General features: G+C 57.4%; 2 protein-coding genes. Both read right to left on the bottom strand.

Annotated features, from left to right (window positions below):
• Positions 1–5 precede the first annotated feature (5 nt).
• Complete coding sequence (locus ACFCXQ_RS01060; protein ID WP_379552242.1) at positions 6–1,505, bottom strand: TolC family protein; 1,500 nt, start codon at positions 1,503–1,505, stop codon at positions 6–8.
• Positions 1,506–1,548: 43 nt separating this feature from the next.
• Positions 1,549–15,588 carry an Ig-like domain-containing protein gene (locus tag ACFCXQ_RS01055; RefSeq protein WP_379552240.1) on the bottom strand — a complete coding sequence of 4,680 codons (14,040 nt, stop codon included), beginning with the start codon at positions 15,586–15,588 and terminating at the stop codon, positions 1,549–1,551.
• Positions 15,589–15,646: the final 58 nt, after the last annotated feature.

Genomic DNA, 15,646 nt, shown 5'->3' with positions numbered 1-15,646 from the left:
CCTGATTATTGGCCGCCCGATAGGCGCATCGCATTCTCGCGGTCCTGCCACAATTGTGCAAGTGACGCGCGTAAAGTGGCAACATCTTCTTGGCCAGTCACATCGGGGCTGAATTCGTCAATACCCATCGAAGCGAACAGATTGGCGTAGGCATTTTGTGCCTCAGCATAGGCGATATCGTATTTCACCTCAGCCACTAGAGTGTTCATTTCCTCGCGCAGCAAGGTCTGACGGCTCATCGCACCAGCGCTATGGCCAGAGCGAATTTGACCCAAGATCTTGTCCTGAACGCCCATCTGACGTGACGCTGTATCCAGTTCCTTCGTGAGATGGCCAAAGCGAGCGCGCGATACGTGAACCTGCGTGATGACGGCCATGGTCAAAGCAAGCTCGCGCTGCTCGAGCAGAGCGTCCTGAGCTTCGACAGCGCGCTTATGCGCTGGCAGACGGAAAAGGTTCAGCACGTTCCAGCTGGCCCGTGCGCCGTAATTGATCCAATTGTTATTGAACAGGAAGTCATTGGAATCGACATTCACGCCCAGCACACCCCGGAAACTGGGGAGTGCTGAGAGCAATGCCGCATCAAGCTCACGCGAGTTGATCCGTTGTCGGTAGCTGACTTCGCGCAGTTCGGGCCGATTGAGCAGCGCGGTCATCATCATGTCCTCGCCGTCATATTTAACCGCAGGAAGCTGATTAGTGCGGTCAGGCAATGCGAGCGTGAACTCCACACCGGGGCGCAAATTCATAAGCGCCGCAAGCTGCGCCTTGGCGACTACCAATTCGCGCTGAAGCTTGCGGATTTGCGCCTGAATTTCGAGCAGTTCACGCTGATATGTCAGGGCCGTAAGAGGCGCTGACAAACGGCGCTCTGCCAAGCGCTCAGAATTGTCGAGCGTGGTGGTAACCGAGCCTTCCAGTTCTTGCAGTTTGGTCAGCAAGCGCTCAGCGCTAACCGCGCGCCAATAGGCGGATCGCACGTCTTCAATAATCCGGTTGGCAACCTTACGCCGGCGCTCCTGAGCGATCAGTACCTCGTCAGCGCCTTGCTTTGACCGCACATAGGAGAGACCGAAGTCGAGCACATCCCAGCTGAGTGCGAGGTCAGCGGTGAACAGGTCGCGTTCCTGCGAAGTGGAAGGTTCAAGCGATTGGCGCCGTGTCAGTAGCGAAAGAGAGCTGGCACCAGCGAAATTATTGCGGCCAGCATAGCCAGCGCTGGCCACCAATTGCGGCAGCATATCATAGCGTTGCAGATTAAGCTCGCGGTCACGCAGAGCCATCTCCATCAGCTCAACCTTGTAATCGAGATTGTACTTCAGCGCGCGCGCCATCGCTTCGTAAAGGTCGACCGGGGCTGTAATTGGCTCTTGATCAACATCGACCTGCGTAATGTTACGCTGCGCCGCTTCATTGAGCTCAGTGGCCGTAAACGGCTCGGGGACAGTGGCGCAGGCACTTACGAAAATTGCCGATGCGCTTACCAGTGCGATACCCTTGTTCATAACGTCACCCTTTTCTGTCTCGAAAGACCGTCCCTAAAAACCATTACGTAAATGCAGCGAGCAAATCACTCGCCTCAGTGTCTTTTTCTGCCTCGGCCCGCGCCATCAGCGCGCCCAGCTTATCCGCCCGCGCGGCCTGCGAATTATCGCCAGTATCGAGCTGAATCTCGCCCGTTGCCCCTTGGATGACAACCGCAGTTTCCACGGTTTCCCCATTGGCGAGCACTGCGCGAACGATCAGGCGAATTGTCTCTGCATCAACCGGACGCTCAATAATCGCGAGCCCGCGTGCATCCATGCGGATCCAGTCTGGCAAAGGCGATCCATCGCGTGCGACGAGCTGGAACTCGGTAACGCGCGGCGCGCTCTCAGGCCCAATGTCACGCATTTCGACATAGACCACGCGGTCACGCACGATGCTCTCGATCATAAACAGATCATTGCCTGTGCTCAGCTGACGGACCGAGAAGCCGGTCAGGCTTTCTGGCAGGAAGTCGCCAAAGCGCGGATCGAACAGGCTATCAAGGCCAAAGCGCAGGTCGCGAATATCATCGAGATGGCGGGTCAGATCATTGATCGGATGGCCGTTAGAGTCGAACCCGCCAATGCCGTTCAGTGGATCAATGTCATTCACTGCATTGAGCAGCGGCTGATCAACATTGAGCGTGCCCGTGCCGCGCAGATCGCGGAAATCATTGACCGCATCGAGGATCACGAGCGGCGCGCTGATAAATGCATCACTCTGGTCAAGCACGCGGTCAACTGGCCAGCTATCAGGCAGACCCGGTGCTGGGTCATTGCCGCCAATGAGGAAGGAGATGTCTGCGGTCGCCTGAACCACAGTCACTGTCGCGGTCGAGGTGACGAAGCCGCCATTGCCGTCCGACACGATGTAGGTGATCGTCGCGATGCCATCAAATTCCGGCGGTGCGGTGAAGGCCAGCGTGCCATCCGGGTTGATCGTGACAGTGCCAATGTCGGTTTCAGCGAAGAAGACGCTCAGCGGATCGCCATCAGGATCGCTGGAATTGGCCAGAACATCGAGCGTGCGCTCGCCGCCGCTGATCACGGTGAAGGTGTCATCTTCGTCAATCGGTGTTTCGTTGATGTTGTTGACGGTCACTGTGACGGTCGCGGTCGAGGTGCCGCCATTGCCATCGCTGATCGTGTAAGTGATCGTATCGGTCCCGAAGAAATCCGGGTTCGGCACGTATGTGATTGTGCCATCTGGATTGACCGTGACCGTGCCGTTTTGCGCCGACGCGCCTGTCACTGTCAGCGGATCGCCATCAGCATCGGTATCATTGACCAGCACTGGGATGGTGACTTGACTGTCTTCATCCACGCTGGAGACGTCATTGGCCGCGATGGGCGGATCATTGATCGGATTGACCGTGACGGTGACTGTCACGGTATCAAAGCCGCCATTTCCATCGCTCACCTGATACGTGATCGTATCAGTGCCGTTGAAGTCGGGGTTCGGCGTGTAAGTGATCGTGCCATCAGGGTTGATCGTAACTGTGCCATTGGGCGCATTGGCCGAGACAATGGTCAGCGGATCGCCATCAACGTCAGTGTCATTGGCGAGCGCAGGAATGGTGACCGGCGTATCTTCGTCAGTTGTCGCCGTGTCGTCCGTGCCAACTGGCGGATCATTGACCGGTGCAACATTGACGGTGACCGTCGCCGTCGCAGTGCCGCCCATGCCATCATCAATCGTATAGGTGATGGTGGTTGGCCCATTAAAGTCTGGGTCAGGCGTGAAGGTGATCGTGCCGTCCGGATTAATTGTGACAGTGCCGTTTGGCGATGTCGCATCGGTCACAGTGAGCGGATCGCCATCGAGATCACTATCATTGCCGAGCACTGGGATCGTTACCGGCTCATCTTCAACCGCATCGACCGTATCATCGACAGCTACTGGCGGATCGTTAACTGGATCGACCGTGACCGTGATGGTCGCAGTATCCGTGCCGCCATTGCCGTCACTGATTGTATACGTGATCACGTCAGTCCCGTTGAAGTTCGGGTTTGGCGTGTAAGTCACTGTGCCGTCCGGGTTGATCACAACAGTACCATTTGGCGCGACCGCGTCTGTGACGGTCAGCGGATCGCCATCAACATCATTGTCGTTAGCCAGCACTGGCACAGTAACCGGGCTGTCTTCCGGCGTTGTGACTGTGTCATCCACGGCCACCGGCGGATCGTTCAGCGGTGCCACATCAACCGTAACGGTCGCAGTGGCAGTGCCGCCATTACCGTCGTCAATTGTATAAGTGATCGTGGCCGGGCCGTTGAAGTCTGGGTTCGGCGTAAAGGTGATTGTGCCGTCCGGGTTGATCGTCACGGTGCCATCTGGCGAAGTTGCGCCAGACACGGTCAGCGGGTCGCCATCAACGTCGCTGTCATTGCCGAGCACTGGGATCGTAACTGGCGTGTCTTCCGGCGTCGCCGCAGTATCATTCACCGCAACAGGTGCATCATTCACTGGCGTGACGTTGACCGTGATGGTCGCGGTGTCCGTGCCGCCATTCCCATCATCAATTGTGTAAGTGATGACGTCCGTGCCGTTGAAATCCGGGTCCGGCGTATAAGTGACTGTGCCATCCGGGTTGATCACAACCGTGCCATTGGGCGCAGTCGCATCAGTCACCGTCAGCGCGTCGCCGTCCACATCGCTATCATTGCCGAGCACTGGAATGGTGACCGGGGTGTCTTCTAGCGTGGTGGTCGTATCATCGACTGCAACCGGCGGGTCGTTTTCTGGGTCAACCGTTACGGTGACAGTTGCCGAGGCCGTGCCGCCATTGCCATCGCTGATTGTGTAGCTGATCGTGTCGACGCCGTTGAAATCAGGGTTCGGCGTATAGTCGATTGTGCCGTCTGGCAGGATCGTGACTGTGCCATTGGGCGCACTGGCAGCAATAACCGTCAGCGGATCACCATCCGGGTCGCTGTCATTGGCGAGCACGGGGATGTTGGTTGGCGTGTCCTCTGCGGTCGATGCCGTGTCATTCACCGCAACCGGAGCAGGGTTCGCTACGCTCCAGGTGAAGGTGGTTGAGACGGTGCCGCCATTGCCATCATCGGCAGTGATCGTGACCTCGTAAACACCGTTAGCATTCGGCCCGCCGATCGAGGCAGATGGATCAATCGTCCCGCTGATCACGCCAGTGGCAGGATCAATACTCAGCCCGGCGGGCAAGCCACTGGCCGCAAAGGTGAGCGGGTCGCCATCGACATCGCTAAACGCGCCTGCAACAGGCACGCTGACGTCATCGCTATCGAGATTGCTGAGCGCGGATAGAGGGCCTGCGACCGGGGCGTCATTGTCTGGTGTGACCGTGACAGTCACCGTCGCGGTTGACGTTCCACCATTGCCGTCGGAAATTTCGTAAGTGATGGTGTCCGTGCCATTGAAGTCAGCATCCGGCGTGTAGGTGATGGTGCCATCAGCCTCGATCACCACAGTGCCGCTGGGCGCATCAGCCGAGGTCACCGTCAGCGGATCGCCATCAGGATCATTGTCATTGGCGAGAACAGGGATGTTGACCGGCGTATCCTCATTGGTGGTCGCCATGTCATTCGCCGCCGTTGGCGCAGGGTTCGTTACGGTCCAGCTGAAGGTCGTGCTTACCGTACCGCCATTGCCATCATCGGCAGTAATGGTGACCTCGTAAATGCCATCACCGTTCGGCCCGCCAATCGAGGCGCCTGGGTCAATCGTGCCAGTCACATTGCCTGCGGCATCAATGCTAAGGCCCGGTGGCAGGCCCATTGCGGAGAAGGTTAAGGTATCGCCATCTTCGTCAGCGAAACCGGCCGACAGATCGAGTGTGATATCATCAGCGTCGAGATTGCTGCGCGCGGGCAGAGCGGGTGCAGTCGGCTCGTCATTTTCTGCGCCCACTGTGACCGTGACAATCGCCGTAGAAGTCCCGCCTTGGCCATCATCGATCTGATAGGTGATCGTGTCAGTGCCGTTGAAGTTCGCATCCGGCGTATAGGTCAGCGTGCCGTCGGGGTTGATCACAACGCTGCCGTTAGGCGCGCTGGCAGAGACAACGGTCAATACGTCATTGTCGGGATCATTATCATTCGCGAGCACATCAATCGGTGCGCTTGGTGTGTCTTCGGTAGTGCTTGCCGTGTCATCCGTCGCTGTCGGACCAGGGTTGGTCACTGTCCAAACGAAATTGATGTCAGTCACGCCGCCATTGCCATCATCAGCCGTGATGGTGGAGGAATAGACACCGCCATTTACCTGGCTCGCATCTGAATCGATCGTACCAGTAATCTGGCCCGTTGCCGGATCAATGCTGAGCCCGGCTGGCAGGTTAGAGACGCTATAGGTTAGCGTGTCGCCCTCGATATCGCTGAACAGGATGGCGGCATCAATCGCGATGACATCCCCGTCTTGATCTGCGCGGTCTGGTAGAGCGGTCGCAATCGGTGCGTCATTTTCTGGTGCGATGGTGATGGTGGCGACAGCTGTCGCTGGATCACCATTGGCATCCTGAATTGTATAGGTGACCGTTGCCACACCGTTGAAATCTGGGTCCGGTGTAAAGGTGATCGTTCCGTCAGGATTGATCACAGCATTGCCATTGGTTGCCTCTGCGCCGATCACTACAATCGGCGTCAGCGGGTCGCCATCGGGATCAATATCATTGGCCAGCACATCGAGCACGATTGGCGTGTCTTCCGTGCCAGTGAAGGTGTCATTTACGGCTGTTGGCGGCTGGTTGTTGATCGTCCAGGTAAAGGTCGTCGAGGTGACCCCGCCATTGCCATCATCAGCGGTGACAGTGACTGTGTAGATGCCGTCACCTCCGGGGCCACCGGTAGACGCGGTTGCCGTGGTTGTCCCCGACACAAGGCCAGTTACCGGATCAAACGTCAGGCCATCGGGCAGGCCTGTGACGTTGAAGGTGAGCGTATCACCCTCTGCATCGGTAAATGCCGGCGCGAGAGGTACGCTGATCGCTTCATTATTGCCATCTGTGAGGTCGGGCAGACCCAACGTTGCGGGCGCATCATTCAATGGATTGACCGTTACGGTAACGGTCGCAGTCGATGTGCCGCCTTCGCCGTCATCAATGGTATAGACGATGGTGTCCGTGCCGTTGAAATCAGCATTCGGCGTGTAAGTGATCGTGCCATCTGCATTAATGATGACATTGCCATTGTTTGCGCTCGCGGCGGTTACCGTCAGCGTGTCGCCATCTGGATCATTGTCATTGGCAAGCACTGGGATAACCACGGGCACATCTTCATCCGTGGTTGCGGTGTCATCCGCCGCAATTGGTGCTGGGTTGTTCACTGTCCAGACAAAGGTCGATGTCGTTGTGCCGCCATTGCCGTCATCGGCAGTTACTGTGACGGTATAGAGGCCATTGCTGGCAGGCCCGCCTTGCGAGGCGGATGGATCAAGCGTGCCAGTAATATTGCCCGCTGCATCTATGGTGAGCCCGGCTGGCAGGCCGGTCGCCGTGAAGGTCAGCGTATCACCGTCAATATCGGTGAAATTGCCTGAAATATCGAGAGCGATCACATCCGCATCGCTATCGGTTTGATTGGTCAGCTGCGGATCAGCGACCGGCGCATCATTTTGCGGGTTCACGGTGACCGTAACAGTCGCCGTCGAAGTTCCACCTTCGCCGTCGCTAATCACGTAAGTGATCGTATCGGTGCCATTGAAATCAGCATTCGGCGTGTAGGTCACCGTGCCGTCGGCCTCGATCACCACTGTGCCGTTGATGGCATTGGCTGAAACCACGGTCAGCGCATCGCCGTCAGGATCAACGTCGTTGGCGAGCACGTCGATATTGACGGGGGTATCCTCGTCAGTGATCGCACTATCATCGGCCGCAGTTGGCGCAGGGTTCGTGATGGTCCAGGCAAAGCTGCTGGTGACCGTTCCGCCATTGCCATCATCCGCCGTCACGGTGACAGTATAGATCCCATCGCTATTGGGGCCGCCTTGTGAGGCTGACGGGTCGATTGTGCCGGTGATATTGCCCGCCGCGTCAATCGAAAGTCCTGGTGGCAGTCCAGTGGCAGTAAAGGTGAGCGTATCACCGTCAACATCGCTGAAATTGCCTGCAACCGGCACAGAAACCGTGTTTGCATCCACATTGGCGAGGTTCGGCAGCGCTGTGTCGACCACTGGATCATCATTGACTGGATTGACCGTGACTGTGACGGTTGCGGTCGAGGTGCCGCCTTCGCCATCGCTGATCGTATAAGTGATGGTATCTGTGCCGTTGAAGTCTTCATTTGGAGTATACGTAACGGTGCCATCCGCCTCAATCACGACCGTGCCATTAGCGGCCACCGCGCTGGTGACGCTCAGATCATCGCCGTCCGGATCATTGTCATTGGCAAGCACAGGGATGTTGACCGGAGTGTCCTCATCGGTCGTCGCCGTGTCGTCTGCTGCGGTTGGTGCAGGGTTGGTGACGGTCCAGGCGAAGGTGGTTGAAACGGTGCCGCCATTGCCGTCGAGCACTGTCACGGTGACTTCGTAAATGCCATCACCATTTGGCCCGCCTTGCGAAGCGGATGGATCGATTGTGCCGGTAATCTCGCCGGTTGCGGGGTCAATGCTGAGCCCGGCTGGCAGTCCGCTTGCACCGAAGATCAGTGTGTCGCCATCAACATCGCTGAAATTGGCCGCTGTGGCCACCGATACTGCGTCTGCGTCGGCATTGGTCTGCGCGGCAATCGGCGTCGCGACCGGATCGTCATTAACTGGGTCTACCGTGACGGTGACGGTCGCGGTGGATGTTCCGCCTTCGCCGTCGCTGATTGTGTACGTGATCGTGTCCGTGCCGTTGAAGTCTGCGTTTGGCGTATACGTGATTGTGCCATCAGCCTCGATCACGACCGTACCATTGTTCGCCACCGCGCTGGTGACAGTCAGATCGTCGCCGTCAGGGTCAGCGTCATTAGCCAGCACTGGAATGTTGACGGGAGTGTCTTCATCGGTCGTTGCAGTGTCATCTGCTGCGACCGGCGCAGGGTTGTTCACGGTCCATGTAAAGGTCGAGGTGACGGTACTGCCATTGCCGTCATCGGCAGTTACTTCGACTGTGTAAACGCCGTCGCCTGCTGGGCCGCCCTGGCTCGCCGAATTATCAATCGTTCCGGTGATATTGCCCGCCGCATCAATCGACAGACCTGTTGGCAGGCCGGTTGCGGTAAAGGTAAGGGTATCGCCATCAACATCGGTGAAGTTGCCCGATACATCGAGCATAACTGGCGCGTCATCATTGTTGGTTTGCGGCGCAATCGGTGTTGCTGCGACCGGCGCGTCATTGTCTGGTGTGACGGTGATCGTCGCGGTGGAGGTTGCAAAGCCGCCATTGCCGTCACTGATGGTATAAGTGATCGTATCGGTGCCGTTGAAATCTGGATCCGGCGTATATGTAACCGTGCCGTCGCCATTGATCACGACTGTGCCATTGGCTGCATTGGCCGCTGTCACGGTCAGCGGATCACCGTCAGCGTCTGTGTCATTGCCGGTAAGATCAACCGTTACTGGCGTATCTTCTAGCGTCGTGCCCATGTCAGGGTTCGCAACCGGCGGGTCATTGATCGGATTAACGGTAACATCGACGATTGCGGTGGCTGTGCCGCCATTGCCATCACTGATCTCGTAAGTGATCGTAGTATTGCCGTTGAAATCCGGGTTCGGCGTGAAGGTAATCGTGCCGTCCGGGTTGATCACAACTGTGCCGTCGGGCGAAGTCGCGCTGGTTACGGTCAGCGGATCACCATCAACGTCGCTGTCATTGCCCAGCACGCCAATCGTTACCGGCGTATCTTCGTCGGTTGTGACTGCATCATCAACCGCGACTGGCGGATCATTCACTGGATTGACGGTTACGACAACCGCAGCGGTCGAAACGCCGCCATTGCCGTCCGAAATCTCGTAAGTGATCGTGTCCGTGCCGTTGAAATCATCATTCGGCGTATAGGTGAGCGTGCCATCCGCCTCGATCACGACAGTGCCATTGGGTGCGCTGGCGGAAATCACCGTCAGCGGATCTCCATCGGGGTCGGTGTCATTTCCAAGGACATTGATGTTGACCGGGACTTCTTCATCCGTGGTCGCCGCATCATTGACGGCGGTCGGCGCCGGGTTCGTCACCGTCCAAGTGAATGTCTGGTCAACCGTGCCGCCATTGCCATCATCTGCGGTCAGCGTGACGGTGTAAACGCCGTCACTTGCAGGGCCGCCTTGGCTCGCATCGATATCGAGCGTGCCGGAGATAATGCCAGTCGCCGGATCAATGCTGAGGCCCGGTGGCAGGCCTGTCGCCGTAATCGTCAGCGTGTCGCCATCAACATCGCTAAAGAAGCTGTCCGTTGCGACTGAGACTGACTGATTGTCTTCATTCACAACGTCAGGAATTGGCACCGCGTCTGGCGCGTCATTTTCGGGCGTGACGGTAACCACCAGCGTCGCTGTGGCCACGCCGCCTTGACCATCGCTGACGGTGTAAGTGACGGTCGCATCGCCGTTAAAGTCCGGGTCCGGTGTGAAGGTGACCGTGCCATCGGGGTTCACAACCACGGTGCCATTGTCCGCCATGGCGCTTGTCACGGTCAGCGGGTCGCCGTCCGGGTCGCTATCATTGGTTAGCACCGCGACGGTGACCGGCGTATCCTCTGCAGTCGTCGCAAAGTCATTTTGCGCAATCGGCGGGATGTTCTGGATCGAGTAAACGAACTGTGTGCTGACCTCTTCACCCGATGGATCGGTCGCTGTCACAGTGACAATGAACGGCCCGTTTTGCGAAGAATCTGAATCCAGAGTGCCCGAAATGACGCCGGTAACCGGGTCAATCGTCAGGGCTGGCGGTAGGCCGCTTGCGGTGAAGGTCAGCGCATCGCCATCAACGTCGTTGAAAGCACTCGCGGTCGGGATGGAGACGCTCGCGCCATCTTCACCATTCTGATTGGGTAGGCCAACCGTGGTCGGCGCATCATTGACTGGTGTCACCACAATATCGACGCTGGCCGAGCTTTCGCCGCCTTCGCCATCGCTGATCGTGTAGACAATGGTGTCCGTGCCATTGAAATCTGGGTCTGGTGTGTAAACCAGCGTGCCGTCGGGATTGATCGTGACGGTGCCATTGCCCGCATCGGCAGAGATCACAGTCAGATCATCGCCATCCGGGTCCACATCATTGGTGAGAACGTCGACATTGACCGGCGTGTCTTCATCAGTCGTGACAGTCGAATCATTGCTCGCAATCGGAGCAGGGTTAGCGACATCCCATGTAAAGGTCTGATCTACGCTGCCACCGCGCCCATCGCTGGCGGTTACAGTGACGGTGTAACTGCCGCCATTCACTTGGCTGGCGGAGTTATCAATAGTGCCGGAAATCACGCCAGTGGCCGGGTCAATCGTCAGGCCAGCAGGCAGGCCGGTGGCGCTAAAGGTCAGCGCGTCGCCATCCGGATCAACGAAGGCGCCTGCGACCGGCAGGCTGATAACCTGATCATCAAGATTGCTCTGATCACCAATCGAGCCGCTTGGAAGCGGATCATCATTTACATCAGCAACGGTAACAGTGACTGTTGCAATCGAGGTTCCGCCATTGCCGTCGGATATCTCGTAAGTGATTGTATCCGTTCCATTAAAGCCGGGGTTCGGTGTATAAGTGACGGTGCCATCGGGATTGATAACTACGGTGCCGTTTTGCGCATCGGCAGAGGTAACGGCTAGCGGATCGCCGTCTGGATCAGTGTCATTGGCGAGCACGGGGATTGTGACCGGTGTGTCTTCAGGCGTTGAAGCAGCGTCATCTGTCGCCTGCGGGCCAGGGTTGGAGACGTTGAAGGTAATCGTCTCGGTCGTCGTGCCGCCATTGCCATCGTCCACTGTAATGGTCGCGGTGTAGACGCCGCCATTGGTCTGGCTGGCATCTGACGTGATCGTGCCGGAAATAACACCCGTGGTTGGATCAATCGAAAGACCTGGCGGCAAATCGGTCGCACTAAAGGTAAGCGTGTCACCCTCAACATCGCTGAACGAGCCGGCGACTGGCACCGAAATAGTCTCGCCATCTTCCACATCTTCCGGCGGAATTGGTGTCGAGTCTGGGTCGTCATTGACCGGATCGACCGTGACGGTGACGATTGCGGTTGACGTGCCGCCTTCGCCATCGCTGATCTGATAAGTGATCGTTGCCGTGCCGCTGAAATTAGCGGGCGGCGTGTAATTGATCTGATTTCCGGCCAGCGTTGCCTGACCCACTGATGCGACCGCCGAAATAACGGTAATGACATCGCTGTCAGGGTCGCTGTCATTGGGCAGTACGTCGATGAGAACCGGTGTGTCTTCAGTGGTTGAGGCTGTATCATCCACTGCGACTGGTGCGGGATTGGTGACGGTCCAGCTGAAGGTTTGTGTTGCTGACAGTCCGCTCGGGTCCGTCGCGGTTACTTCAATTGAATAGACCCCGCCAGCTCCGCCTTGGCTGGCAGAATTGTCAATCGTGCCGGTAATCTCGCCTGTAGCGCTGTCGATGGAAAGGCCCGCAGGCAGGCCGGTCGCGCTGTATGTCAGCGATGCATCGTCGACATCGGCAAATCCGCCTGCAGTCGGTACAGAAATGCCGCTATCAGCATCGAGATTGGTTTGCGGCGGCAAAGTGCCAACCGGTGTCGGCGCATCATTTTCGGCCGTTATGGTGACGGTAACTTCAGCAGTGCTCGTCCCGCCTTCACCATCGCTGATAGTGTAAGTGATTGTGTCCGTGCCGGTAAAGTCAGCATTCGGCGTATAAGTGATGGTGCCGTTGGCGTTGATCACGGCCGTGCCATTTGGCGCGCTCGCTGATGTGACGGTCAGATCATCGCCATCGGGATCGGTGTCATTGCCAAGTACGGTAACTGTGACTGGCGTGTCTTCAGTGGTGGACGCCGTGTCATCTGCGGCGGTGGGCCCAGGGTTATTGACCGTCCAGCTGAATGTTTGTGTCGCTGTGCCGCCAGCGCCATCGTCAACCGTAACGCTGACCATATAGACACCGCCCGTGCCTCCTTGACTGGCAGAGTTGTCAATCGTGCCGGTGATTTCGCCGGTCGCGGTGTTGATCGAAAGACCCGGCGGGAGGCCCGTTGCGCTATATGTCGCGCCCGGACCATCAACGTCATTGAAGCCGCCGGCGGTCGCGACGCTGATGCCTGTGTCCGCATCAAGATTGGTCTGCGGCGGCAGATTGCCCACCGCGACTGGTGCATCATTTTCTGGCGTGACTGTGACAGTGACAATCGCAGTGTCAGTCCCGCCTTCCCCGTCGCTGATCTGATAAGTGATGGTATCAGTGCCAGTGAAGTCAGCATTCGGTGTGTAGGTGAGCGTTCCGTCAGGGTTTACCACAACCGTGCCATTGGGCGCAGTTGCAGAAGTGACGGTTAAATCATCGCCATCAGGGTCAGCATCATTGCCCAGCACGGTGATGTCGACTGGCGTATCTTCAGCTGTAGTGGCGCTATCATCGGCAGCGGTGGGCGCCGGGTTAGTGACCGTCCATGTGAAACTCTGCGTTGCCGAGAGGCCGCCTGCATCGGTTGCAGTGACTTCAATGGAATAGACCCCGCCTGCGCCGCCCTGGCTTGCGGAATTATCGATCGTGCCGGTGATCTCGCCAGTTGCGGCATTGATCGAGAGGCCCGGCGGCAGGCCGGTAGCGCTATAGGTCACGTTCGCGTCGTCAACATCAGCAAAGCCGCTGGATGTATCGACACTGATTCCGCTGTCAGCATCGAGATTTGCTTGTGAGGGCAGGCTGCCAACCGGCGTTGGCGCGTCATTTACTGCGTTGACGACAATCGGGACGGTCGCGGTGTCGGTGCCGCCGCGCCCATCGCTGATGGTATAGGTGATCGTGTCGGTGCCGCTGAACTCGGCATTGGGCGTGTAATTGAGCGTCCCGTCAGGATTGATCGTGACCGTGCCATTGGCCGCATTGGCGCTGATCACGGTCAGAACGGTATCGTCGACATCGCTATCATTGGCAAGCACGTCGATATTGTTGATCGGCGTGTCTTCATCAGTGGTTTGCTGAGGGTCATTTGCCGCAATGGGCGGATCATTGACTTCAACCACCTTGATGGTTGCTGATGCTACGTTGGAGTTAAGCGATGCATTTGCAAAGCTGATGTCAATGTTGCGGTCCGCTTCGCTTGGGAACTCACCGGCAGTGATAAAGGTGATCGCCTGAAGCGCGTTTTCATAAGCGTTTGCACTACCATTCCCGGTGATGATGATCTCGGTCGCAGTCCGGGTGTAGCTGAGATTGCCACCAAGCGAGCCCGATGCTGCATTCGATCCATTGACCAGTAGCTCATCACCGCTTTGCGCATTGGTAAGAGTAATAGTCGTGGACTGGACGTTGCCAGTTGGATTGGTGACCGACACGTCGCTATCGACGATATTTACGCCAGCACCGTTCTCGACATAGGTACCCATATAGGCGGAGCCAGTCGCCGTGCTGTCATTGCCATCAAGGTCGAGCCGCGGGATCGAAACTTCTGTTCCGCCAACACCCAAATCGAAGTCAGCGTCGCCATCATGGCGGAAGAAGGCGCCAGTGAAACCATTGCCGAGATTGTACTCGATTGTGAAACCATTGGTATCGAGCCAGTTGAAGCGAGCGGCGGATGGAATGCCGCTGTTTTCGTTGACAGACCCCGAGGCGGTAACTTGGCCAGGCACCGAGGTGTCAAACAGCACGTTTGAGCCATTCGCTGCTTCAAAAGATGATAGCGTATCGGTATCGATCCTGAGGAATTCGCGCGTCTCAGGGCCGCCATTGCCATCAATATCGGCAACGGTGAAGTTCACATCAACATTGGCCGGAGCGCCCGTCGCGGTGAAAAAGATGTCCCACCGGATTTCGGTCGTGCCAACGCCAGCGCCAGAGTCCTTGCGCAGGAAGACGCCAAAGTCATCACCTGGCCCGCTGAATTGAACATCATCGCCAGCAGTCAGCGAAACAATCGTCGCACTGACGCTGATTTGCTGGCCATTTACTGTTGCGACATTGAACCAAGTCGCAGACGAACCAACCGTAGTTAATCGCGTGTTGTCAGCAACCTGCGTGCCGTTTTCATCGAAGACATCAAATGCGCCGGTGACAAATGCAGCAGGTGCAAGAAGCCCATACCATTCCTGGGCAATCAAGGATGCGGTTTCGACCACACCAACACGGTTCTCGAGCGTCCAATCGCCGCCGCGCAGAATGCTGCCAGTATCGTCAATCGATGCGGCAATATCCGCGCCAGTGATCGCGGCGAGATTGTCGATCAGTGCCTGCCCGGCATCATCCGCGCCGACATCACACCCATAGAGGAGAATATCCCCGTCAGCCGATAGTTTTGAGCCGATAGAGGCAAAGGCCCCAGCCAAATCTCCGGTTAAAGCGGCGTTGTCTACGCGCGTATTGCCCAGCCAGAACAGCCCGTCCTCACCGTGGCTAACAATATGGATCGCGCCAATATCGCTAGCCCCGGCCAGAGCCGTAAGAATTTGCTCAACGCCGTCTTGCGTGCGGTCGAGCAGCACAATCGTGCCGCGGCCTTCCCACGTGTCGACAAGCTCCTGATAATTCTCAACGCTGGTATCAATAAAGATAAAGTCGTTTGGCGCAGAAGGATCGCGTGTCCCCGCCTCGGCAAAGCCAGGGTCCAAATCGGCAAAAGGTGCGCGTTCGACAGCGTAAAAATTGGTGGTCAGATCGCCCGGTTCGACATCGCCAATTTGTAGATTACCCGGCTGCAGCTCACCAAGTGGCCCGTCATTGAGGAAGCTAAGCGGGCTTTCGGCGCCTTCGCCCGGTATGTCTGTTTGGATTTGATCGGCAAACGGCTCGTTCACCATTGCGGGAGCTGTGCGGGCCGGGCCAAAGCTCAGCCCAGCATTCCGGTTCATTTCAGATCGTGGCTCTAGCGCGATCGGGCTGACCAGAGTTTCGTGGAGGGAGAAGACTTCGCCATCTGCGCCAGTCGTTGTGGCATCAACGCCAGCTGCTGCTGTGACGACGCCCGCACCGTCGAACATCATGCGCGGCTCTAGTGCTAAAAGATGCGTGTTTCGCTTCGACCTAGACGCCATTGATGTC

Origin of the sequence: Qipengyuania rhodophyticola, assembly GCF_042493225.1 — a bacterium.
Classification (GTDB): Bacteria; Pseudomonadota; Alphaproteobacteria; order Sphingomonadales; family Sphingomonadaceae; genus Erythrobacter.
The sequence above is the reverse complement of the archived record's forward strand: the minus strand, read 5'-3'. Positions and strand labels throughout refer to the sequence as shown.

Coding starts and splice junctions, on each gene's coding strand:
- ACFCXQ_RS01060 (WP_379552242.1), bottom strand. CDS start 1,505: ATGAACAAGGGTATCGCACTGGTAAGCGCATCGGCAATTTTCGTAAGT.
- ACFCXQ_RS01055 (WP_379552240.1), bottom strand. CDS start 15,588: ATGATGTTCGACGGTGCGGGCGTCGTCACAGCAGCAGCTGGCGTTGAT.